This is a genomic window from Mesorhizobium sp. L103C119B0 (assembly GCF_000502235.1).
Taxonomy (GTDB): Bacteria; Pseudomonadota; Alphaproteobacteria; order Rhizobiales; family Rhizobiaceae; genus Mesorhizobium.
On sequence record NZ_AYXE01000008.1, the window covers coordinates 1 to 22,439 of the forward strand.

Below are 22,439 nucleotides of genomic sequence, written 5' to 3' on the forward strand. Positions count from 1 at the left end.
ATTTGCCTATGAAGGCTTGGGGGAGTGAACGCCTTGAAGACGGGGCATCATCAATCATCGGTAAGGAAAACGAGTCCGCCTAAGTGGAATTGGCGGCTGCCGATCATCGCGTTCTTTGGCGCTGGCGCAGCGACATACGTCGCAAGTGAGGGGTTGCCAGCACTCACCTTTCCAAACAACTTAAACCCAGCCTGCAACATCAAGGGAAATGTCAGCATCAACACTGGCGAGCGCATTTACCACATGCCGGGCGACAAGTTTTATGCGGCAACCATCATTCGTCCTGAGTACGGCGAAACATGGTTCTGTAGCGAGGCCGAAGCGCGGGCGGCGGGATGGCGCCACGCTCGGCGCTAAGATTGCACATTTTCGCTTTCCACGGTTCCCAGCGGCCTAGCGCTAGGGCAAAACGTACGGCGAGGGGCCGGTCTCATTTTGCGGCACGGGAGGGGTACACTAGTGAGGAAGCCAATTCTGGCGGTAAACCAGGTGAAGCTATGACATTGGAAAATCATGTTGCGGCTGTCAGAGACCGTTTTTCTCCCCTAAGCGATGGTGAGAAGGAGGAGATTGCGGAGCAAGTGAGACTGATGGCAAGGAATGTTTATGATCAGATTTTCTCACAAGCGAAGGAGGCGGGAAAAGATCACAGATTTTCACATGAAGCTGCGCTTCTGCGCATAGCGGCGATCGCCTTGACCGGTGACGAATTTCCTGATGATGACCTGGCGAAGCAGATACAAATGGAGAACGCTCCATTCAACATAAACGTGAGCAACGAAGCGCTCATTGCCTTTCAGGAATACCTTATCTGGACGATATTTGATAGATTCTTCCAGATGGAAATTTTGGTGGAGTATTTCTCAAGTTATAGGAGTCACATTTTTACGCGATCAAGTACACAAGATAACCCTGACGGCTTCGTCTATTTCATGCTTTATAGTGGAAAATTTGGCTGGCAGAAATTCATAGAGAAGCACTGCTGAGGATGCGAGAGAAGGGTCTCAGTTTGAATTTTGAAGGCTTTCGGGAGCGGTGGGACTGCCTAACCTGTCCCAGGCTTCTTCATACTGAGGAAGCGCATAGGACTTTGGCGGTAGCCAATACGATACCGTGCCAGTTGCACTCATTCCTCGATGCGCTGCGGCTTTCACTTCGTCCTTCGTGAGGACATAGCAGGTTGGTGCTGCGGTGTTCGCATTTATCGTAACAACCCACCAACAGGTCAGCGCCCCGTGCGTTTCGCACGGTCGGCATGACATGCCAGCCGCGTCGCGATAGTTCCCGCGCTACGTGGTAAAGACCGGCGTTGCCAGTAAGCTGATGTCGCATTTCAACCCCCTTTATTAGACTTGCCGCTTTCGTACGGTCTGTGTTCGCCCGGCCTGCGGCGCGACGCCCCGTAGACATTCATATTTCCAACGGCGGTAACAGTCACGATCAGCCCAAGGGAGGGCCGGTCCTGATTTGCGGCACGGGAGGGGTCCCCTTCTGGAGTGACCTTGCTTCGAAATCGCGCAAGATTTTTTCTGACTTCCTCATAGCGCGCAGTTCGCGGGAGATATGGCCGCTGAGCGGCATTAACCGCTTGCGGGCATTCCCTTGACTGCAGGATCGCTCATTGGCCATTGTCGGGGCTGTCTCGCCAACGACAAGGGTGATTAATCGGCACGCCAACGGCAAACGGGCAAAACCCGATGACAGAGAAAGAGCTAACATATCAGTTCTTGAAGACGTTGCAGGAGCGGCTGAGCCGCGAGGCTCCGCCCCCTAAAGACATCAAGGCGATGGTTGATGCGACCTGGGGAAAGCCGGACGGTTTAAAGACCGAACGCGAGAAGCTGGAGAGCAAGGAGAACATTCCTTTCTACTACTTGGCAGCACCCCAAATATTCACCCTCGGAATGACGACGGCAGGTTTAACGAGGGAGGAGATGCGGAAAGCATTTCGGTGCGTTTACTATGCCAAATATCCGGAGTTGTCAGCCGCGAACGCTTTTCGCAAGAGTGGACATCCCTTTTCAAAAAAATGGGGACTACCGTCGACCCAAATCATGGCGTCATGGCAAAAAACGGCTACCAGCAACACGCCAAAGAACCAAGCATGGCCTGAGGCGGCGTTGGGCTATCCATTTCCGTTCAGAATCGTATTTGAAGCAAAGTACTTTGACGGTAACAGCACTACGGCCGCAGAAAATGAATTGGTAAGTGCGATATACGAAACGGTTTTCTATCGCGGCCTGCCGCAAAGCGGCGAGTGGGGCTATGAGTTCGGTTGTCTTCTTGCCTATGACGTTTCGCCGCAAGGGCATTTTCTAGCGGCTTGGAATTCGGTAGCCAATAAGCGTTTATTCTGGGACGACGCGCACATATTTGTCCTGGTCGTTAGAAGTTCTGAGGTTGCTCCGCCGGCCCCAATTCCTTGACGGCCTCAGAAATATCGGAGAATGGCCATCCGATCGGAAGAACGTGTTAGGACGGCTTCTGGAGAATAGTCCGGGGAGCAGACGAAAGAATTCGGGAACCCAGGTTTTGGCCAGAGATGACTTCAGCAGACCAGTAATCGATAGATTGGCAAAACGGGCGGGTATGAGATGTTCCTGTCCTGATTGCAGGGTGCCAACGTCAGGACCAGATGGCGACGGCGGCGTGACTAACACAGGGGTGGCCGCTCACATTTTAGCAGCGTCGCCGGGAGGGGCCCGCTACGACCAGGCGCTTACCACTGAGATGCGAAGCGACATATCCAACGGTATCTGGCTTTGTCAGAGCCATGCGAAACTCATTGATGACGATGAACTGAATTATACTCCTTCGGTCCTCCGTGATTGGAAGGATACGGCAGAGCATATGGCGGCGCTTGAAGCGCGCGGCTTCGCAGTTCGCAGAGCCGCACCATTTCCGGCTTTAGAGAAAAAGGGGCCTCGGCTCCTAGCTGAAATGCGTGCGGATCTGACCAAACAGCCCTTAGTCAGGCAATTCATCCTTCTATCGAGGAAAGTGACATACAACCCCGGTCCGATTCCATTCTTTACCTACTACTATCAGGACCACGACCATCTGCCCTCACTGATGACGATTATGGAGCACGCCGGGGCAATCTACGACATCGCATTCAACCGCGTGCCACGCTACAATTTCACCGAGGAATTCGTTTCATACTTGATCGGTGACGTCTAAAATTGGTTGCAACCCGCGTCAGCCGCCCCGCCGTTGTTGGCAGCTTGATTTGTCGGCGGTAGGTGACCTCGGAAAGCGCCTAATGTTCGAACAACTAACGACTTCCACCTTGGTCTCTAGGCGGCAAGGGGAGAGATTTCACGGCGTCGGAAAGCAGACCTGCATACACGCTTGATCCAAGCTCCCATTCCCGTAACAGTTGGGGGATGAGATTCCTCTGAAAATCCTTTAGGCGATCCATTAAGCTCGGCTGAATCTGTTTGCCCATCCGGTTTTGAACAAAGCGCAATTGGGATTCAGTTCGCCCGCACACCGTAGTTTTTGCGTTGCCGACGATGTGGGAATTAGTGGTTTGCACTAGCTTATCTTCGCCTATTGACTTTATCTTTGCGATTAGTTTTCTGTCCTTCACTCCCACGAAAAGCCGGCGTGGCCCAATGGGCATCAGCAAATGCGTTTCGGGGTGGTTCAGGCTATTAGTATGGATCACGGGCCGGTCGGAAGTCAGCAGGTCATTCTTCGCCTTGTCGACCGTCAAAATCGACCATTCAAGATTGGCCAACCCCCTGACAATATCTTCATCAGCCATCACACGCCGGGCGCCTTCTATGACTCTCGCTGCGACCATGGGCTTTCCATTTTTCTCCTTAAATTCCGAAAAGTCGGGCCCCCCGGTCTGAGAACTTACCGCTTGGTATATTTTCGCCATTCCGGGCAGGATGAGATCCCATATCTCACCGACATTTTCCCTCAGCTTTTCGATATCATCTGGCATTCGAAAGAGAAGAGTACTCATAAACCCAGCCCACGCGATTCTTTCGGCCGGAAATAATTCCTCCCCCCTCAGCATCGCTCTCAAAGCCTCTGAGGCTTTACTGTCAACAGGGGAAAGAAATTCGCGCTCCAGATCGAGAACCGTCTCTTCTGGAAAGCCTTCGACGGCGTAAAGCTTAGTTAGATATCCCGCAGCGTCAGGATGCACTCTGTTCCGCACCACCTGGTCCCGATACGGCTTTGTGAACCTCACTATCTTTCCGTCATTACCGGCCCATTGGCTTAGATAGAAAACTGGCAGGAAGTGATGTTTCTTGGGGAGGTTCATTGATGGCCAACCATAGTTGCTTGGGCGTTGTAAGACATTTCCGCCACAGTTCTACCCATTTAGTTCCTACGAGGCCGCTGTCGGCTTTGTCCGGCCGACAGCGTAACGGCGATTGGGGGTGCCTTGACGTTGAGTGCGCAGCGGCTCACACTGCGAACGGCCTCTGCGCACAGGCCCGTGTGCCCACCATGCGAAGCTAAGCAGTGCGACGTTCCAGGTTGACGCCGTTCCCGATTGGGCGGATTCGACTAGCAGTGGGCACCTGGTCGGATCCGTTATCATCAGGAATGGATCATGACTGCGACAGAAAACCTCCTCACCATCAAGCATCTTGCCAAAAAGCTGGCGCGTGCTCGGCGGATCAAACACATCAGCGCCCTTGAGCTCACCGCCCATCAACTGGGGTATCCCCACTGGAACGCCCTAACGGCCGACTACAAGAAGGGATGGCGCCCGTCGTCCACACAGATCACAGCCTTGCTTGATCTCGTGGACGCGGAGAACCCCTTGAGAGCTAAGGAACCTGCAAGCGCAGGATGGGACGCGTTTTCCCACGTCCCAGGGATCGCACTAAGAGCGTCCAGATCGCAATCCCGAAGCGCCGCCGATCCTTTTTCTGTAGATCCGATTTTGGGAGAATTGGACGGCCATCCGTTCCGCCTCAACGTCATCCTTGATGATGTAGTCATGGAAGGGCGCGGCTGGCAGATCGTTGTTCCAGAGGCTCCCTCAGCCAGCCCAGAAATCCGCGTAACCGACCGGCGGATTAAACTTAATCCGGTCGCAGATCAGGGCTTTCAGGACAAGGCTGTTAGGGCAGCCCAAATACGGGCTCAGCAGGTTCGCGCCCGAATCTCTTCCGACTGGCCTCGGCGATCAACGGTCGCAGACGCGGACGGGAGAACGCAACACCCATTGTTCGGCGGGATTGCCGATCGGTGGTTCTGCTTGCACTGTGATCAGGTCTCCTCTGGCAGACAAATGGCGCAAAACCTGTGGCACTGTCCAGCTTGCGGTTCGGCTCCCATAGACATCCATATCTCAAAGTGGTGGTGAGCACACGCGCTGAGCCTTGGGAAGGGCTGGTCCGGATTTGCAGCATGGGAGGGCTACCTTTCCTGTGTTGCCGAAAGATTGCGGAGATTTTCTTCTGACTTCCTTGGGGTGGCGGTCTAAGTCATTGGTCGGCATTAAAGGGAAGCTGGTCGCCACGCCGTTGTCTGGCCGACAAAACGGCTGGACAGGGGCGCCTGCCAGGTGGCTGACGTAGTAGTGGCAAGACCTCAGCGACCATGTAGAAAGCCGGTGGTTTCTGCCGAATTGTGGGTTGCCGGCTTCGCCGCACCATGATGAGTAGCGACGGCGATCAAGCAGGCAGGGGGAAACGGTGTGCGAGAAACACTGCAAGAGGTTGTTGGGCTCCAAGCAAAGTACTCCGCGAACCAGACGCCCGAAATGGAGCAGCGTGGTATCCTAATTCGGAGGACACTGCCGGCAGAAATGGAGGCCCGTAGGACCGCGCTACAAGCTGCACTCGGCAAGTTCGGCTTGGACGCCAAAGCTGAGGGAAAGGACAATCAGGGCCAAATGTCTCGCATCCCGTGGGTGCGTTGGTTCTCGACATCTCGTTCGCCCTCCGCGACAAGTGGCTGGTACGTGGTCTATCTCTTCCATCCCGATGGGTCTGGGGTATCGCTTTGCCTTAGTCACGGTTCCACACAGATCGTCGGCACTGGCTTCGTCAATCGCAGTGACGCCGAAGTTGCCGAACTCATGAGATGGGCGGCGAGCGTCCTTGGCTCCGAGTTTGGGGCCGATCCTGGTGTTCGCCTTGGCGTAGAACTCGGGACTTTCGATCTCGCTCGCGGTTACGAGCGCACAACAGTGGCTTCAAAGTTCTATCCGAAAGGGCGCATCCCGCCAGATGATGTGCTGTTCGCGGACCTAGTGCGCTTCATGAGCCCGTTGGCCAAGCTGTACGCGGCACAGGAAGCCGGTATCGCCCCCGGCAGCATCAGCGCGGAGATGCAGGGGCTTTATGATGACCTAGAGAAATTGGCTTCGCCCATTAAGGATCGCCCAAGGGGCCAGGGACGCCTAAGCGCGCCACTCCGAAAGCTGGTCGAACTTCACGCCATGACGATTGCTGAGCGATGGCTAAGAGATGAAGGTTTCGAATACAAGAATGTCTCGACAACCGACAGTTGTGACTTCCGCGCCCGGCGCGGTGGCGAAGATTGGGTTATTGAGGTTAAAGGGACGACGGGGGGATTAACTAGCGTGCTCCTGACACGAAATGAGGTCGCACTCCATCGTGCCGGCCATCCGCTGAACGCCCTATTGGTGGTGCATGGGATAAGGTTGTTGGAGGGAGAGACTAGCCCGAAAGGTGGTGATCTAGCTGTGTTCTCCCCCTGGAGACTCGAGGATGACCGTCTAAGCGCGCTAGCTTTTGAGTACCGTCTCCCGACTTGAAGCGGGCTTCCCCCGAGCCAAAACTACTGAGAAGCGCACGCCGCGCTCGATTCGACCATGGGCTTTTTCAGCTCGTAGAGCCTCCGTCACTAGGCTACCTGACTTAGCACGCCAAGTTTCATTTCATTGTCGAATTTTGCCGAAAAGGAACCTATCTGGGCTTGAGACCAAGGGCAAACAATTGGACAGGCTTGATACGGCCTGCAAAGCGGGATTGGTTCGGTGGAGCGCACCCTGTTTCTGATGAGGGAGTGGCAGGGAAACTGCCGAACTATCAGGGATCCATCCCCGAGAGACCGGCGGTTCCCAGTCGTCTGGTTGGCATGTGGGTGAGTCGGCTTAGCTTTCGTTTCTTCACGCTGTGGCCGGACGAGGCCGGGGGTCATGGCGGGGAGTGACGACGTCGGCTGGGCTCGAACCCTTGATCCGCAGGGGATAGCGGCGGTGTTTGTCACCGCCTAACTTACTTTTCTGCCGGGGGTGAAATTTCCTGGCGTGAAGGAAAATAGTGGTTTAGCCCGGTTAGGGATTAAACCCCCTAAACTTTCATTTCCTACATACTGTAAACGCGAAAGGGCGCCTCCCTTTCAGGGTTTAGCGCCCTAACGCCCTAGGGTGGCTAACGGTCTAAAGTTTTGCCCTTTCACGCACCCGGTGTCTGCGGCCGAGGCGCGAAGTGACATTTCCCTCCCCGCGCTCCCTGATTTCCTTGGCGATTTGCGAGATACGGCCAGCAGTGACGTCCATCTCCCGCGCGATGTCCTTCTGCTTCATTCCCGCTTTCAACATTTCGCGCACCTTTTCCGCCTGCACGTCGCGCATCGGCTCGGCGCGCCACGTCGCGAGGCCGTCCTTGATCGAGAACCATAGACGCAGCGGCTCGGCTTCCTGGCCATAGAAGTCGCGACTCTTCTCAAAGGTCAGATCCACCGCGCTCTCGGTTTCGGTGGACGCCTCGGGCTGCTTCTTGAGCTTGATAATGGTGTCCATTACGTCTTCGCGCTTCGACGTGCCGCGCTGCTGGCCGGACTTCCCCGAGTGGTGCATCACGATGATCGAGCGGCCCTGCCACCGGTGGCTAAGAAGCCACTCCTGTATCGGCGCCCAGGACTCGGCATCGTTCTCAACCCCGGAGCGCACCATGGTCGAGATTGTGTCGATGATGACCACGTCTGCGCGGCACTGCTTGATAATGCGGTCCAGCTCCTGCCGCCCGTCGGAATCCCCCAGATCGGGCATGGTTTTTCCGCGAAGCAAATAAGTGTCTCGGCACAGGATGTGTAACTTGCCGCGTGGGCTGAGAGGGAACTTGTTCAATCGGCCTTGCACCGACTGACCCGGCAGTTCCCCCTCAACATAGAGTACTCGGGCGCTAGCTGGGCAGCGCCAGCCGAGCAGGTCTTGCCCGTCTGCAACAGACTTGGCGACGACGAGCCCGAACCAGGTCTTGCCCTCGCCCCTGGGTGCGTGGATCATGGCGAGCCCCGGTCGACGCAGCCACGGCTCCAAGAGCGGTTCTCTCTCGGGGAATGCGAGTTTCATGAACTTGAATTCCTCAAGCGCCGACATCCGCTCCGTGGGTTTCTCACCTTTGTCGGCATCGAGAGCCGCCTGCCAGCGGGCTCCAGCTTCATCGCTCTGCAGCACGTCGTTCCAGTCGAGACCTTTCGACTTAGGAATGGCAACGCGAACTGTGCGACCTTCCAACCGCAGCCGCCCCGCGAAGGCTGCGGCGCCCTTAAGGCCGGGCGGGTCGTTGTCGGCTGCTATTATGTATTCCGCCGCGTTCGGTAGGCGCAGTTTCTCCATGTTGCCAGCCGACGTTGCTGCTCCGCCCGGAAAGCCACTGATCTGCATTGCGCTGAGAACCGTCTCAATCCCCTCGCCGAGGATGAACGGCTTTTCTGGATCAGGTTCCTTGAGGACAACAAGTTCGCCTGCAACTTTGCCGTACATGCGCCGCACGTTGCCGTTCTTGCCAACCGCATTTTTCTTGGCGTCGGCCGTCAGATAAGTCACGTGCGCTGCGACAATCTGGCCTTCTTTATTGGTAATGGGTGCTATCATGGCAGGAAGCTTCGTGCCGGTGATCGCGGACATTATGCCTCGGCCGACCAACTTCAGCGTCGGGGGTGAGCGCTTTATTCCACGCCCCTGCAAATAGGCGTTCGGACGTTCAGTTGATTTCTCAGCGGCATCCAGCAATTTCCTGGCGGTCCGCTCTGTCCGGTTGGTATCCGTGTCGCCTGGTAGGCGAAGCGGGACTTTATGGCTTGTTTTCGACCAGAGGCCATGCTGCCGCAGTGCAGCGATCACGTTCTCTTGTGAGCAACCGGCATGGCAGCGGACGACAACGCCCTTGCGGCCGTTGCTGACATGCAGTGATGGATTCTGATCGTCGTGAGCCGGACACCGACACATTCCTGTCCGCTCGTTGCCGCCGAGCTTGGTGATGATTTCGTTCGCTGTAGTCATCAGACCGCGCCCTTTGTGTCTCGGGCAGAGATGCGCGTCTGCTGCCAGTTTGCGATCTCATGGGCCAACCACACCTTCCGGCGATCAGAAATCCGCACGGGCGCCGGATAAAGGCCCCGCCGGATCAATTCGGCCCTCTGAGTTTTCTTAAGCCCATCCAGAGCAGGCAGTTCTGCCTCGCGCAGGATTCGCAGGGGTTCGGGGGTATCGTTCATAACAGGTCTCCTTACCAAGCACTGGCGCGACCTAACGGGACGCGGCGACAATCCATATCGATTGCTTGTGCAGAAGACCCCGGCAACAAACCGGGTGTTTAATGTCGGTAAGGCTACTCCATGCGCCGCTTCACAGTCGAGTCGGCCAAGTTCCTGGACTTGAGTTTTGCAGCTGCTTCTTTGGCGGCTTTCTCGTGTGCCGCTTCCTTCTTCATACCTTCAGCGATGAGGTTCTTTTTGAGGGATCGCGCGGCGACCAGCACGACCTTTTCCTGGACTCGGTCACGGCCTTTCACCGGCGGTCGTCCGCGAGGTTTGGGTGCAGCCTTCGCAAGTTCCAGCACGGCACGGGCCATGCCGGTTTTGAAAGTGACGGTCTTATCCCCTTCAGTTTCGGCGTACTCCACCAAGCGCTCAGCGAGATCAAGCAAATCATCTCGATTCCGTTTGACCACGCCTGCCTCCTTTCGGTTAGGCGAGAGACAATTCTATCGCGAGACCCTCATGGGCACCACCTCGCCAACTGGCGCAGGGTTCGCGCAGAACCACGACCAATCCGTCATTAACCGCACCCGCTTTTCAAACAGGTCGCCACGGCGATAGGCGCGCTCGACCGCATTGCCAATTGTATGCGCTAGCGCTTGCTCCACCACATGATTGGGATACCCAGTCAACTCCGCAGCCCAGTCGCGGAACGTCGAGCGGAAACCGTGAACGGTTACGTCCTTGCGCCCCATGCGCTTCAGCACCGCCGCCATAGCCATATTCGACATGCCATACGCCCGAGCGCCTATGAATACAAACGAATTGCCTTTCTCACGGGGGAGCGACTTAAGGATTTGGCATGTGCGATCTGATAGAGGAACACGGTGTTCCTTGCCCGCCTTCATCCGTACGGCCGGGACTGTCCAGACCATTCCATCAAGGTCAATTTCGTCCCACGTTGCGCCCATGACCTCGCCCGTCCGCGCTGCCGTCAGGATCGTGAATTCCAAGGCTTGGGCCGCAACCCCATCCCGTTCCGCCAACGCTGCAATGAAAGGCGGAAGCTCCACATATGCCATCGCGGCATGGTGCTCGACCCGCTGTATCTGGCCACGGGCAGCTAGCACGTTTTCCAGATGCCCACGCCAGCGGGCAGGATTATCGCCTTCGCGATAGCCGCGCGTCGTTGCCCAATCCAGCACGTTCTCAATTCGACCGCGAACGCGGTTGGCAGTTTCTGGAATTGCCAACCAAACGCTCTTGCCGTGACGCTCGGGATGCTCCCGCTCCAAAGCCTTCAGAACAAGGCCTGTATCCACGTCAGCGACTGACACATTCCCGAAGACCGGGAACACGTAGTCCCGCATCGTAGAGAGGAACTGTGCGGCCGCCTTGCGATTCTTCCAGCGCGGTTCGTTCTGTTCGGAATATTGCCGCGCGGCTTTCTCGAAAGTGATGACTTTGGCGGCTTCAACAGCAAGAGCTGCCCGCGCAGCCCGCCGCGCATCGATTGGATCTATACCGTCAGCAAGCTTCTGTCTGGCTGCCCGAGCTCGTTCCCGCGCTTCCTTCAAGCTGAAGTCGTCAAGTGATCCCAGGCCATGGAACCGCTCTCGCCCATTTAGCTCATACCGGAGCAGCCAACTCTTCGCGCCAGTGCGGCCGACCTGCAAATAGAGACCGCGTGTCTCCGGGTCACGGTAGCGACCGGGTGCATTCAGCTTCGCAATCCGCTTAGAAGTCAGTGCCATGGGCCTTTATGCCTTTGTATCGCTCCCCGTTTCAACCCCCGGATTGGCCAGCGGATATAAGCGGGCGCTGTCGACGCTTAGCGACGAAAGACATAGTGGAAAGGTTCGTGGTTACAATGCTTTGCGAAGGGCTAACGGCGATCTCCGGCATCTATCGAGTTAGACGGAGGCGGCCTCCCTCTCCGCCACCCTACGCCCTGCGGGCTTCGGGTGGCAGGCCACCCGGAACCGCATCTGGGCGTAGGAGTGTCGCCCGAAGCTACGAAGTAGCGTAGGGGGACCGGAATGAAGCAGGATGCCCTCCGAAGCTTCAGCGTAGAGGCTCCCGCTAGGCAACGAGGCCTTGCCTGATCTGGTTTACCTCTTCGATCGGCACGGGATGCCCGGTGAGGAAGCCCTGCATCAAATTTACCCCCAGGCGCTGCAGCAATATGTACTGCTCCTCCGTTTCGACGCCCTCGGCGAGCACGACATGGCCGAGATTGCGAAGCAGCACGACCATGTCCCGCAACAGGCTCAAGCCACGAGACGTCTGGCAATCGTGGAGGAAGCTGCGATCAATCTTGACCACGTCGAATTTGAAGCGGCGGAGCCATGTCAAGCCGGCAAATCCCGTTCCGAAGTCGTCCAGCCAGATCTGAACGCCGAGTTTTCGCAACCGCTCCACGTTTCTTACCGCTTGCGCCTCCAGAAAGATGTCACTGCCTTCAGTGATTTCGATGGCCAGTTTCTGGGGCGCAAGGCCGTGCCTGCCAAGAATCTCGGTGATCCGGAGTGAAAAGTTAGGAGCCTTGAGCTGAAGAACGGAGACGTTCACCGTCACGACCGAGCCCAATCCGTATTCCGCCATGTCACCGCAGGCTCGATCGATCAGCCACGTACCCAGTTCCACGATCGCTCCGGTCTGCTCGGCAACGGGTATGAATACGGACGGACTGATCATGGTGCCGTCGAAGTCGCATACCCGCATCAGACTCTCGTGGCCCAGCACGCGTCCCGACGCCAGCTCGCGAATTGGCTGGTAGGCGACAGAAACGAGCTGGTTGGAAACTGCCACCTTCAGCAGTTCTGAAAGATTTTCGCCGGAGCGATCCTGGCTGGTGGCATGCGGGTCGTAAATCGTGAACGTAGCCCGACCGGCAAACTTGGACGCGTAGAGCGCGCGGTCAGCTTCCTGCAGCAGGATTCTAAGCTCTATGCTCTGATCGGCGCGCGTCAACGACGCCCCGGCACTGATCGTTACGATGTTGAGCTTGTCGCCCCGATCAGGGTGGTAGATATCCAAATCCTCTACAGCGCGACAGAATTTCTTCGTTATCTCATGAAGGTGAGCCCGCCCGGTGACCTTGCAGAGAATGACGAATTCTTCTCCGCCATAGCGGGCCGCGATGGCGTTGTTGGCAGCCGCCATCTCGGAGAGGACATGGGCGAGTTTGATCAGGCAATCGTCGCCGGCCTGATGACCAAGTCCGTCATTGAACCTTTTGAAGTAGTCGACGTCGATCAGAATGAGCCCTATCTCGTCGTCGTCCGCGGCCCAGTCTTCGCGCAGCTCCGAGAATTCTCGAATGATCGCCCTGCGGTTCTTCATTCCCGTGAGCGGATCGGTGTCGGCGATTTCGGTTAGCTTTTGCCCCTTCTTGATAGCAGCCTGCTCCTGGAATTGTGCCCGAAGCGCGTGCAGGAAGGTCTGGTAACGCTCCAGGCTCAGCCGCCACGAAAGATAAAGCGACAAGACGAGGCAGTTCACGAAATAGGCCGACAACACGACCCGACCGGCGATGTCGGCCTGAAGGGAGAACATCGCGGCGTACACAAAGCTTGCGGCGACCGTCGCGGAGGCAAGGGCTGAAAGCCAAAAACGGAAGTTGAAGAACAGATTCGCACCCAGGATGAACACGGTGCCAAAAACCATGAAATGGGAGAGGGCATCCTGATGCTCTGTTCCAACAGCGGAGACGAGCCACCCAAGGGCACCGGAGACAATCGCCAGCGCTGCTACAAGGTGCAAGGTGGCAAGGCCAAAGCCCCGTCGGGCGACAAATTCGACAAGCGCCAGGGAAGTGATCCCTAGCGTAACGCGCGTCAAAACAAGCCGGCCGGCGACATCCGGAAAGAGAAACCAATCGAAAAGGCCATAGGCCACATAGCTGAATACAGCAGCCGCAATACCCCATCGCACAAGGCTGCGATTCTCATCGGCATCCTTCTGCAGGAACAGTGTCAGGAGTTCCGGATCGGCGGAATGCCACCGCGGACGTCCAATCGCTGCCGCCACCTTCTGGGCAACGTCCTCGCTCAGTTGCATCGCAACGCTCCTCCGCGATCTGCAGTAGCGAATGCAACAGCCGACGTCGCCTGCGGTCGGGGAATGAAGACGTCCCTGTCCGCAAGAAAACTCAGATGTCGCTAACCGAGGGTAAACGGGCGGTTCGGATTTAGCCAGTTTGCAGGATTGATGGCCGTTCCGTTGATTAAAATTTTACTAAAATTTTATTAAAATTATTAGCATTGGTTGGCGGCGCACCTATGCTGCTGGCCGGGGACCGGGGCGGTAAACCGGAGAGTAAACGGCATGCCTATCAAGCCAAAACTGCAGCTCGACCAATACAGCCTGGTCACCACCAGGCTGATGAAGAAACATGTTGCGACCTCCGAAGAGGCAGCTGACTCCGACGAGTTGAGGGACAGCACGGCCCAGCTCGCCCTGATACTGGACCTTGCTCATCAAGCCTTTGCGCGACACAAACCGGCCGCCCCCGTCGTCCATCGTTTGGCGGGGCGACTCCACAAGCTCCGCCGGCAGGTTGCTACCGCGGTTTGGCAGAAACTCGTTCCTTTGGCTCAGCAGCATCGGGTCGCGGAATATTTGCTCCAGGACCCGTTCACGCGGTGGTCGGTCGAAAAACCGCGCGGGTATTCGGGCGATGCAGGCCTGCTGGATATTTACTACAAGCATCCGATCGCCGACGAGATCGTGGCTTCGTCGACCTTACTTGGTCGGCAAATCTATGCCTACACCAGTGAAGCTGCCAGTTCGGTGGCGGGGCGCGAGCGGCGGGATATTCTGGCCAGGACCGTGGACGAGACGGCCAGCAGTGTGGAAAAGGCTGAGGTGCTGGCGATTGCCTGCGGCCACCTCAGGGAAGCCGAACGCTCCGACGCGTTGGCCAGGCATAAACTGCAACGTTGGATCGGCCTGGATCAGGACCCCGTCAGCGTGGCCACGGTGAACCACGACTTTGCCGGCACGGCAGTCGAGGCAGTCCAGGGTTCCGTACGCGGCATCCTGCGCCGCGCCTACGCCCTTGGCACATTCGATCTCGTCTACGCATCGGGGCTTTACGATTACCTGCCGCGTGCCATCGGCGTCCGCCTGCTTCAAAGAGCCATGGAACTCGTCAAGCCCGGTGGCGAATTCCTGTTTGCCAATTTCAGCGACGAGATAACGACGGATGGTTACATGGAGACTTTCATGGATTGGCCGCTCATCCTACGTTCGGCCGACGATATGTGGGACATCATCAATGCCGCCCTCGGCGGGAGTCCTTTCGACGCGAAAGTCTACTATGGCTCGAACCGGAATATCGTTTACGGCAAGGTGAGGAAGGGCGATCTCTAACTAGGCGCGGGAATCGCGCGCGCATCCCCGTAACAAGGTAGGTCTGCCATGACGAGGCCATGCCTTCGCCCGCTTTCCGGCGACGGGCGAGCAGGTCGTCCGGGCTGCGGGCGGCCTACGCCGTGTTCGTTCTGCTTGCCGCCATACAGATGTGGCGGCGGTTCCAGCAGCACGACGGTGCTGCCCGCTCGGCGGGCTGCGTCTGGCCGTGTTGCTGGCACTGCCGCTGATCGCCAGGCTGTCGGTCGTGCAATGCAACGCGACTGGCCGGCCTGATCAGGCCTCGAAATAGCGGGCACGATCGAGATCGGCGATGAGCCCCGGCCCGGTCGGCTGCCATCCCAGCGCAGTGCGGGTCTGCTCACTTGACGCCGACAAGTCCCTGCCGATGAAATGCCCGAGAAAGCCGAAATGCGCAGCCGCGTCCTCGGGGCCTATGGAAACGACCGGCAGGCCGAGCCGGCGGCCGATGATCTCGGCGATCTCTTTGCTCGCCACGCCCTGTTCGGCAACCGCATGATAGCTGACGCCGCCCGTCCCCTTCTCCACCGCCAGCCTGTACAGGGTGGCGGCGTCGAACCGGTGCACCGCCGCCCAGCAATTTGCGCCGTCGCCGACATAGGCCGAGACGCCCTTTTCACGCGCAATGGCAATCAGCATCGGCACGAAACCGTGATCGCCCTCGCCATAGACGGTCGGCGCCAGCCGCACCGTCGATGCGCGCACCCCGCGCGCTGCGAGCGCCACGGCCGTTGCTTCCGAAGCGCGCGGCATGGCGGCCGATGGAGGCGCGGGTTTGTCGTCTTCGGTTGCCGGCCTTCCCTGCGCAAAACCGGCGAGGCCGGAGGTGACAAGCAGCGGCCGCTCGGAACCCTCGAGCGCCGCGCCGAGCGTTTCGATGGCGCGCTGGTCAACTGCGCAACTGGCGGCGAATCTCGAAAAGTCGTGGTTGAAGGCCGTGTGGATGACGCCATCCGATTGGGCAGCGCCGCTGCGCAGGCTGTCGAAATCCTCGATATCGCCGCGATGCGCCTCGGCACCCGCGGCCACGATCGACTCCGCACCTGCTTCCGACCGCGCGAGGCCAAGCACCTGATGGCCCGCCCCGAGCAATTCCCGCACAACAGCCGAACCGACAAAACCGGTAGCCCCGGTAACGAACACACGCATGATGATTTCTCCTTGGTTTTTGTCGAGGCCGTACAGGCAGCCCGTTGCGAAGGAGATAGAAGTTTGAGATCATACGATCTATACTGTAGAATCCGAGATATCTTCGCAATCGTCCGAGAACGCTCATGGATCCGCTGTCAGACGTGCTGTCGCTACTAAAGCCGCGCAATTACCTGTCGGCTGGGCTGGAAACCGGTGGCGACTGGGCGATCCAGTTTCCTGACCAGCAGGCCGCCATCAAATGCGGCGCCGTGGTGTCCGGCCGATGCTGGCTGTCGGTCGAGGGCGTCCCTGACGCGGTGCGGCTGGACGTGGGCGACTGCTTCCTGTTGCCGCGCGGCCGGCCTTTCCGCCTTGCCAGCGATCTCGGCCTGCCGACGGTCGATGCGCGAACGATCTTTTCACCGGCGCGGACCGGCGGCATCACCGTCCATAATGGCGGCGGCGATTTCCTCCTGGTCAGCAGTCGCTTCACGCTGTCCGGCGACCATGCCGGCATCCTCTTGCGGATGCTGCCGCCCATCGTCCACATCCGCGGCGAGAGCGACCATTCGGCGCTTCGCTGGCCGGTGGAGCGGATGATGCAGGAATTGCGCCAGCGGCGTCCCGGCGGCTTTCTCATCGTCGAGCACCTCGCCCACATGATCCTGATCGAGGCCTTGCGCCTGCATATGACCGCGCAAGGCAATGTCGGCTGGCTGTTCGCACTGACCGACAGGCAGATCGGCGCGGCGATCGGCGCCATGCACGAGGACCCGGCGCATGGCTGGACATTGCAGCAACTGGCGGAGCGCGCCGGCATGTCGCGATCGACTTTTGCGCTCAGATTCAAGCAGACGGTCGGGGCCTCACCCCTGGATTATCTGACGCGCTGGCGCATGATGCTGGCCGGCGACAGGCTGATGCATTCCGGCGATCCGGTTTCCGTCATCGCGCTGGCGCTCGGCTACGAATCCGAAAGCGCCTTCAGCACGGCATTCAAGCGCGTCATGGGCTGTTCGCCGCGGCAGTACAGCCGCCGGGAGCCGGACCTGACTGCGCAGGCCGAACGCGAAGCCGCCTGAGGCGGCGATCCGAGCGCCTTGATTACCTTGCCCTTAGAGGCTGTAGCGCGAACGAAACTCGGTGAACGACATCGCCAGATTGTTCTCGTCCACATGGCCGGTGATTCCGTCCACACTGCGCGAGTCGAGTTGTAGCGGGCGAGCCAGAGCGGACAATTGCCGAAGCCGCTCGGATTTCCCAGCGCGCTTCGACCGCTGCGGCCCTTCTGCTCAAATCGATCCCTTGCTTGCTCCATGGCATGCGCTTGACAATCGACTGATTCGCAACCCTTCGGGGATATAAGTATTCCAGTTAACTTAGGGATAATCGGCAGCAGGAACTAGATTTCAGACGCTCAATTGGCACGAGCAAAATCGCGTTTTTCATGCTTTCAGAATGACTTGCTCGCGTGCTGGCGGTTAACCGGCACCAACTTCTCCGATTTCCTTGCCTCTACGGCTGGGTAGCGCAATAGGGTTAATTGCGCGATTGCTAATATGCCTATATCTTAGGCGGCGCGGGGGGCCTCATATCTTCCCGCAGTGGCCGGTGCGGTGAAGCCCCACAAGCATGCCCAACCTGCACCGGCCATTCCCTATGGCTGGGTATGGTGTTCCCGCTCGGCAATCTTTTCCAAGAACTTCCGTGAAGCCTCTAGGACGCGTCGCGTTTCGGCGATGGTCGATTGCAGGGAGTCCAGTTGGCTCTCCGCTCGGAGCTGGCTACGGCGGGCGCTTTCAATGAACTGGTGGTCAGGTTCCCACCGGTCTTTCATCGGGCTTAGCCTCTCTACAGACGAACGAACTTGTCGAGATGCAGGCGTATCCGCTGGCCCTCAGCATAGGACAGCGCAAACGGTTCAATCACGAATGATCGGGTAATTTCCTGGTCTTCCTTGGCCACAGGAACGGACCATCCGCCGCCGGCTTCGATCACTTCCACGCAAGGCAATGCTTTGCGGATTGGACCCACGTTTCCACCACAGCCTCTATACGAAAAGCAATGGTAACCTCGAGTTTTATACTCCCGTCGAAAGCGGGTTTTCAACAACAAAGATGGTCTGAATCATACCATTCGGGTCAGCGGATAGCGGCTGCCGACGTAGCGTCTCCAAGGCCGAGAAAACCACCATACGCGCGCAACAGCGGGTTTCCATAGTCACGGCTACATCCGAAGAATCGACCGCATAGATTCAGGAATGTGTGTTGTCGTCACGGTTCCATACAATTTGGAAGGCCATTCCCCTACGGCAGGGTAGCGCCAAAATGAATAAGCGGGCGGGCAAGTTGAAGGCGTACTGATGCCGGATCGGGCTTTGGTCCAGCAAAAGCCTCTCAGCCTGACGCCTCGGAAAAGTGCGCGGCAATGGCGCTCAGAAAAGCCTTGCCGAACTCCTTGAGCTTGGCCGCACCTACGCCGTTGACCCCGGCGAAATCGTCGAGGTCTTGCGGACGACGCTCGGCCATGTCGATCAGTGTACGATCCGAAAACACCACATAGGCCGGCACCTGGCGTTCCTTGGCCAGACGCAGCCGCAGCGTCTTCAGCGTCGCGAGCAGCGACGCATCTACATTTTCGCTCTGAGGGCTCTGCCCGGCACGAGCCGCGCGGCGCGCGGCGCGCGTGCGCATCTCGACCCGATACTGGAACGGCACCTCGCCCCGGCCGAGTGCGTGGCCCTTGTCCGCGATGGCCAACCCGCCATGGCCGGCCGGGTCCGGCATCAGGAAACCGTTCGCGACCAGCTGGCGAATCATAGATTGCCAAAAATCCTTCTTGTGCGCGGCGCCATTGCCGAAGGCTGCCAGCCTGTGATGCCCCCTTGCCGCGATCTTTTCAGTCTCGTGGCCGATCAGGATGTCGATGACATGGCCGGCGCCGAAGCGCTCGCCGCTCTGCGCCACCGCCGCCAGGATGAGGCGCGCCTCGGCGGTGCCGTCGGCGCGCGGCGCCTGTTCCAGGCAATTGTCGCAATTGCCGCAGGGGACCGCCTCTTCACCGAAATAACCGAGCAGCACCTGGCGGCGGCACTCGGCCGTCTCGCAATAGCCGATCAGCGTATCGAGCCGGCCATGCGAGCGGCGCTTGTGTTCGACAGCGGCGTCCTCGTCGTCGATGAACATGCGGCGCATGCGGATGTCGCCAAGGCCGTAAAGCATATGCGCCTCCGCCGCCCGGCCGTCGCGACCGGCGCGGCCGATTTCCTGGTAATAGGCTTCGAGGCTGCCCGGCAGGTCGGTGTGGAAGACATAGGCGATATCAGGCTTGTCGATCCCCATGCCGAAGGCGATGGTCGCCACCATGACGATGCCCGACAGCGTCATGAAGGCGTTCTGGTTGGCATCACGCGCCTCCTTGCTCATCCCGGCGTGATAGGCGAGCGCGGTCACGCCGTTCTTTTCGAGGAATGCCGCCATCTCTTCGGTCTTCTTGCGCGACAGGCAATAGACGATGCCGCTGCGTCCCTGATGGCGCCCGATGAAATTGAGCAACTGCCGCTTGCTGTCCTGCTTGGGCTCGATGGCAAGCTTGATGTTGGGCCGGTCGAAGCCAAGCACCTGCGTTTCGACACGCCCGCCAAACAGCCGTCTCTCGATGTCTGCCCGCGTCGTCTCGTCCGCCGTCGCCGTCACCGCAATGATCGGCACGTCGGGAAAGATGCCACGCAGCTGCGACAGGTCTTCATATTCGCGCCGGAACGCCGGCCCCCACTGCGAAATGCAATGCGCCTCGTCGATGGCGATCAGGCTGACATCGAGCCTGGCAAGCGCATCCAGCATCCGCTCGGTCATCAGCCGTTCCGGCGCGAGGTAGAGCAGCCGCGTCTGGCCCGACGCGACGCGGCGCCATGCCGCGACATTGGCATCACGGTCGATCGAGGAATTGATGGTATCGGCGGCGACGCCGGCGAGGCGCAGTGCCGCGACCTGATCCTGCATCAGCGCCACCAGCGGCGAAACGACAATGGTCAGCCCACCCTTGACCAGCGCCGGAACCTGGTAGCACAGCGATTTGCCGGCACCCGTTGGCATGACGGCCAGCACATGGCGGCCGCCAAGCAGCGCCTCCATCACCGCGGCCTGTCCGGGACGGAAATCGTCGAAGCCGAACACGTCCTTGAGGACGCGCCGTTTGGGATCGTGCGTCGGCACGCTTGTCGTCGATATCTGCATCACTGATGTTTTCGATCGGCCGCCCGAAGCAGCGGCGTGGACAGACCGATTAGCGCAGCCCCTGCGTGACCACAACAAGCAGCAGCAACACCCCACCGGCGATCGACCTGGTTGGCATCGTTAAACCTATCTTCACCATGTTGCGGCACCGTCCAACCCTGCGGCGATGTTTCGAGTACCGCTGCGCCACGAGCGCACAGGCAACAGCCCGCGCCTCCCCAGGAGGCGCGGGTTTCCTGTTTCTGGAATTGCCGAAAAAGGTTCAGGCCAGGAAATCGGCGCGGTGCGGGGTAAAGCTGTCGACCAGGCGCCCGGCCTCCAGCGCCTTGACGCCGTGCACCAGATTGGACGGCACGATGAAGCTGCCGCCGGTCTCGATGGTCGCGGTGCGGCCGTCGATAATCACCTCGAAGCGACCTTCGGCGACATAGCTGGCCTGGACATGCGGGTGCGAATGCAGTGCGCCGACGCCGCCCTTGTCGAAGCCGAACTCGACCATCATCAGCTCATCCGTATGCAGGAGAACGCGCCGCCTGTTGCCGTCCGGCGTCGGCGTCCACGCGCTCTCGCCGGGTTGGGCAAAAATCTTATGCTCGATCATGACTGTTTCCTCATCGCGCCAGCCAGCCGCCATCCACCGGGATCACGGCGCCGTGCATATAGTCGGATGCGGGGGCCAGCAGGAAGACAGCGGCGTCGCCTATGTCTTCCGGTCCGCCCCAGCGCCCGGCCGGGATGCGCGCCAATATAGCGGCGCTGCGGTCGGGATCGGCGCGCAACGCCTCGGTGTTGTTGGTTTCAATATAGCCGGGCGCAATGGCATTGACATTGATGCCTTTTGCCGCCCATTCGCAGGCCAGCAGCCGGGTTATGCCGAGCGCGCCATGTTTCGACGCGGTGTAGGACACGACACGAATACCGCCCTGGAAACTCAGCACCGAGGCGATGTTGACGATCTTGCCGCGCTGCCCGGAATCGGCCATCACGCGCCTGGCAAAACCCTGGCTGAGGAAGAACAGCGTCTTCAGATTGACGTCGATGACGTCGTCCCAATCGGCCTCGGAGAAATCGACCGCATCGGCGCGGCGGATGATGCCGGCATTGTTGACCAGGCCGTCGATCGGGCCGGTCTTCTCCCACACCTGGTCGAGCATGGCCTTGGCGGCAACATGATCGGCGAGATCGCACCGCACAGTCTCGAACTGGCCGCCGGCTTCCGCGACTTGCCTTTCCGTGTCGTCCATCACAGAGCGGCCGACACCGATGACGATGCCGCCGGCGCGCGCGATCGAGACGGCGATGCCTTGGCCGATGCCGGTGTTCGCGCCGGTGACCAGGATACGCTTGCCGGCCAGGCTGAAGGAGGAAGGGCCGCTCAACGCAGTTCGCCCAGCGGCACCGGGTCGACATCGGTGTAGTCGACGTTGTCGCCGGCCATCGCCCAGACGAAGGCGTAGTTCGAGGTGCCGACCCCGGAATGGATAGACCAACCCGGCGACAGCACTGCCTCCTCGTTGGCGATGACGATGTGGCGGGTTTCGTCCGGCTCGCCCATGAAATGGAAGACGCGCGCCGTCTCCGGCAGGTCGAAATAGAGATAGGCCTCCATGCGCCGGTCATGCACATGGCAAGGGATGGTGTTCCACACCGAGCCCGGCGCCAGCTGCGTCATGCCGACCACCAGCTGGCAGGTCTTGACGCCATCAGCATGAATGAACTGGAAGATCGAGCGCTCGTTGCAGGTTTCCTTGCTGCCGAGATCGAGGCGCTTGGCGTCGCCAATGCGGATCAGCCGGCTCGGATGGGTATGATGCGCCGGCGCGCTGAGCAGGTAGAATTTGGCCGGTGCGCCCGCGTCGGCCGACGCGAACGACACGTCGGTGCTGCCCATGCCGAGATAGAGCATGTCACGCGCCTGCAACTGGTGGGTCTCGCCATTTGCCGTCACCGAGCCGGCGCCGCCGATATTGACGATGATCAGCTCGCGGCGGTCGAGAAAATTCTTGGTTCCCGTCGGCTTGATCGCCTCCAGCGGCAGCGCTGTCCCTTCCGGCACGGCGCCGCCAACGATCATGCGGTCATAATGGGTGTAGGTCAGGCTGATGCGTCCCGGCTGGAACAGGTCGTCAATATGGAAATTGTGACGCAGTTCGTCGGTGCCCATGGAAGCAGCGGCGACCGGGTCGATGGCGAAACGCGAGGTGAAATCGGTATGCGGGTGACTTTGAGTCATTGCTGCTCCAGCTG

At 59.1% G+C, this 22,439-nt stretch carries 20 protein-coding genes; 8 read left to right on the top strand and 12 right to left on the bottom strand.

Translation table 11 applies throughout. The annotated features are described in order from the left end of the window. The first annotated feature begins 96 nt into the window (after positions 1-96). The 4 genes from X728_RS1000000168980 to X728_RS1000000167855 all read left to right on the top strand — a co-directional run bounded on the left by X728_RS1000000168980 (position 97) and on the right by X728_RS1000000167855 (position 3,180). A complete protein-coding gene (locus X728_RS1000000168980; protein ID WP_081732425.1) occupies positions 97-357 on the top strand; it encodes a hypothetical protein in 261 nt (86 codons plus the stop codon). Positions 358-497: 140 nt separating this feature from the next. Continuing rightward, complete coding sequence (locus tag X728_RS151415; RefSeq protein ID WP_023831761.1) at positions 498-986, top strand: hypothetical protein; 489 nt, start codon at positions 498-500, stop codon at positions 984-986. Positions 987-1,697: 711 nt separating this feature from the next. Further along, positions 1,698-2,426 (top strand): hypothetical protein, encoded by a 729-nt coding sequence (locus X728_RS151410; RefSeq protein WP_023831762.1) that lies wholly within the window; start codon positions 1,698-1,700, stop codon positions 2,424-2,426. Between the two features lie 223 nt (positions 2,427-2,649). Next, positions 2,650-3,180, top strand: a complete 531-nt coding sequence (locus X728_RS1000000167855) for a hypothetical protein (RefSeq protein ID WP_155923987.1) — start codon at positions 2,650-2,652, stop codon at positions 3,178-3,180. Positions 3,181-3,274: 94 nt separating this feature from the next. Here X728_RS1000000167855 and X728_RS1000000167860 read toward each other — a convergent pair whose 3' ends face one another. Continuing rightward, on the bottom strand, positions 3,275-4,282 hold the full coding sequence (locus tag X728_RS1000000167860) for a DUF4238 domain-containing protein (protein WP_023831764.1): 1,008 nt from the start codon (positions 4,280-4,282) through the stop codon (positions 3,275-3,277). Between the two features lie 294 nt (positions 4,283-4,576). Here X728_RS1000000167860 and X728_RS1000000167865 point away from each other — a divergent pair, with 294 nt between their 5' ends. Further along, entirely contained in the window at positions 4,577-5,338 is a 762-nt protein-coding gene (locus tag X728_RS1000000167865; RefSeq protein WP_023831765.1) for a glyoxalase superfamily protein, read from the top strand. 399 nt (positions 5,339-5,737) lie between these two features. After that, the gene (locus X728_RS151405) at positions 5,738-6,757 is read left to right on the top strand and encodes a DUF3578 domain-containing protein (protein WP_280791529.1); all 1,020 of its coding nucleotides are present in this window, start codon (positions 5,738-5,740) and stop codon (positions 6,755-6,757) included. A 627-nt stretch (positions 6,758-7,384) separates the two neighbouring features. On the opposite strand, the gene X728_RS1000000167870 is transcribed toward X728_RS151405, so the two are convergent. The 5 genes from X728_RS1000000167870 to X728_RS151385 form a co-directional block, all read right to left on the bottom strand. Further along, a complete protein-coding gene (locus tag X728_RS1000000167870; protein ID WP_023831767.1) occupies positions 7,385-9,232 on the bottom strand; it encodes an AAA family ATPase in 1,848 nt (615 codons plus the stop codon). Beyond that, complete coding sequence (locus X728_RS151400; RefSeq protein ID WP_023831768.1) at positions 9,232-9,447, bottom strand: AlpA family phage regulatory protein; 216 nt, start codon at positions 9,445-9,447, stop codon at positions 9,232-9,234. Before X728_RS151400 ends, X728_RS1000000167870 begins: the two co-directional genes overlap by 1 nt. Before the next feature lie 113 nt (positions 9,448-9,560). Then, a complete protein-coding gene (locus X728_RS151395; protein WP_023831769.1) occupies positions 9,561-9,902 on the bottom strand; it encodes a hypothetical protein in 342 nt (113 codons plus the stop codon). 33 nt (positions 9,903-9,935) lie between these two features. After that, the gene (locus tag X728_RS151390) at positions 9,936-11,183 is read right to left on the bottom strand and encodes a site-specific integrase (protein WP_023831770.1); all 1,248 of its coding nucleotides are present in this window, start codon (positions 11,181-11,183) and stop codon (positions 9,936-9,938) included. A gap of 328 nt (positions 11,184-11,511) precedes the next feature. Then, a complete protein-coding gene (locus X728_RS151385; RefSeq protein ID WP_023831771.1) occupies positions 11,512-13,491 on the bottom strand; it encodes an EAL domain-containing protein in 1,980 nt (659 codons plus the stop codon). Between the two features lie 267 nt (positions 13,492-13,758). Between X728_RS151385 and X728_RS151380 the strand changes: the two genes are divergently transcribed. Next, on the top strand, positions 13,759-14,805 hold the full coding sequence (locus X728_RS151380; RefSeq protein WP_023831772.1) for a class I SAM-dependent methyltransferase: 1,047 nt from the start codon (positions 13,759-13,761) through the stop codon (positions 14,803-14,805). Positions 14,806-15,081: 276 nt separating this feature from the next. Here the strand turns inward: X728_RS151380 and X728_RS151375 are convergent, their stop codons facing one another. After that, on the bottom strand, positions 15,082-15,975 hold the full coding sequence (locus X728_RS151375) for an SDR family oxidoreductase (protein WP_023831773.1): 894 nt from the start codon (positions 15,973-15,975) through the stop codon (positions 15,082-15,084). 125 nt (positions 15,976-16,100) lie between these two features. Between X728_RS151375 and X728_RS151370 the strand changes: the two genes are divergently transcribed. Further along, entirely contained in the window at positions 16,101-17,039 is a 939-nt protein-coding gene (locus tag X728_RS151370; RefSeq protein WP_023693170.1) for an AraC family transcriptional regulator, read from the top strand. Positions 17,040-17,808: 769 nt separating this feature from the next. Here the strand turns inward: X728_RS151370 and X728_RS151360 are convergent. The 5 genes from X728_RS151360 to kduI form a co-directional block, all read right to left on the bottom strand. Beyond that, a complete protein-coding gene (locus X728_RS151360) occupies positions 17,809-17,961 on the bottom strand; it encodes a hypothetical protein (protein ID WP_023831775.1) in 153 nt (50 codons plus the stop codon). Between the two features lie 392 nt (positions 17,962-18,353). Beyond that, positions 18,354-20,192, bottom strand: a complete 1,839-nt coding sequence (gene recQ / locus X728_RS151355; protein WP_023831776.1) for a DNA helicase RecQ — start codon at positions 20,190-20,192, stop codon at positions 18,354-18,356. Between the two features lie 262 nt (positions 20,193-20,454). Further along, positions 20,455-20,793, bottom strand: a complete 339-nt coding sequence (locus X728_RS151350; protein WP_023693173.1) for a cupin domain-containing protein — start codon at positions 20,791-20,793, stop codon at positions 20,455-20,457. Positions 20,794-20,803: 10 nt separating this feature from the next. Next, entirely contained in the window at positions 20,804-21,571 is a 768-nt protein-coding gene (kduD, locus tag X728_RS151345) for a 2-dehydro-3-deoxy-D-gluconate 5-dehydrogenase KduD (RefSeq protein WP_023831777.1), read from the bottom strand. Beyond that, on the bottom strand, positions 21,568-22,425 hold the full coding sequence (kduI, locus tag X728_RS151340) for a 5-dehydro-4-deoxy-D-glucuronate isomerase (RefSeq protein WP_023831778.1): 858 nt from the start codon (positions 22,423-22,425) through the stop codon (positions 21,568-21,570). Before kduI ends, kduD begins: the two co-directional genes overlap by 4 nt. Positions 22,426-22,439 lie beyond the last annotated feature (14 nt).

Bases quoted from the DNA above. Each gene is read 5' to 3' on its own strand.
- X728_RS151415 (WP_023831761.1), top strand. From the start codon at position 498: ATGACATTGGAAAATCATGTTGCGGCTGTCAGAGACCGTTTTTCTCCC.
- X728_RS151410 (WP_023831762.1), top strand. From the start codon at position 1,698: ATGACAGAGAAAGAGCTAACATATCAGTTCTTGAAGACGTTGCAGGAG.
- X728_RS1000000167860 (WP_023831764.1), bottom strand. From the start codon at position 4,282: ATGAACCTCCCCAAGAAACATCACTTCCTGCCAGTTTTCTATCTAAGC.
- X728_RS1000000167865 (WP_023831765.1), top strand. From the start codon at position 4,577: ATGACTGCGACAGAAAACCTCCTCACCATCAAGCATCTTGCCAAAAAG.
- X728_RS151405 (WP_280791529.1), top strand. From the start codon at position 5,738: ATGGAGCAGCGTGGTATCCTAATTCGGAGGACACTGCCGGCAGAAATG.
- X728_RS1000000167870 (WP_023831767.1), bottom strand. From the start codon at position 9,232: ATGACTACAGCGAACGAAATCATCACCAAGCTCGGCGGCAACGAGCGG.
- X728_RS151400 (WP_023831768.1), bottom strand. From the start codon at position 9,447: ATGAACGATACCCCCGAACCCCTGCGAATCCTGCGCGAGGCAGAACTG.
- X728_RS151390 (WP_023831770.1), bottom strand. From the start codon at position 11,183: ATGGCACTGACTTCTAAGCGGATTGCGAAGCTGAATGCACCCGGTCGC.
- X728_RS151385 (WP_023831771.1), bottom strand. From the start codon at position 13,491: ATGCAACTGAGCGAGGACGTTGCCCAGAAGGTGGCGGCAGCGATTGGA.
- X728_RS151380 (WP_023831772.1), top strand. From the start codon at position 13,759: ATGCCTATCAAGCCAAAACTGCAGCTCGACCAATACAGCCTGGTCACC.
- X728_RS151375 (WP_023831773.1), bottom strand. From the start codon at position 15,975: ATGCGTGTGTTCGTTACCGGGGCTACCGGTTTTGTCGGTTCGGCTGTT.
- X728_RS151370 (WP_023693170.1), top strand. From the start codon at position 16,101: ATGGATCCGCTGTCAGACGTGCTGTCGCTACTAAAGCCGCGCAATTAC.
- recQ (WP_023831776.1), bottom strand. From the start codon at position 20,192: ATGCAGATATCGACGACAAGCGTGCCGACGCACGATCCCAAACGGCGC.
- X728_RS151350 (WP_023693173.1), bottom strand. From the start codon at position 20,793: ATGATCGAGCATAAGATTTTTGCCCAACCCGGCGAGAGCGCGTGGACG.
- kduI (WP_023831778.1), bottom strand. From the start codon at position 22,425: ATGACTCAAAGTCACCCGCATACCGATTTCACCTCGCGTTTCGCCATC.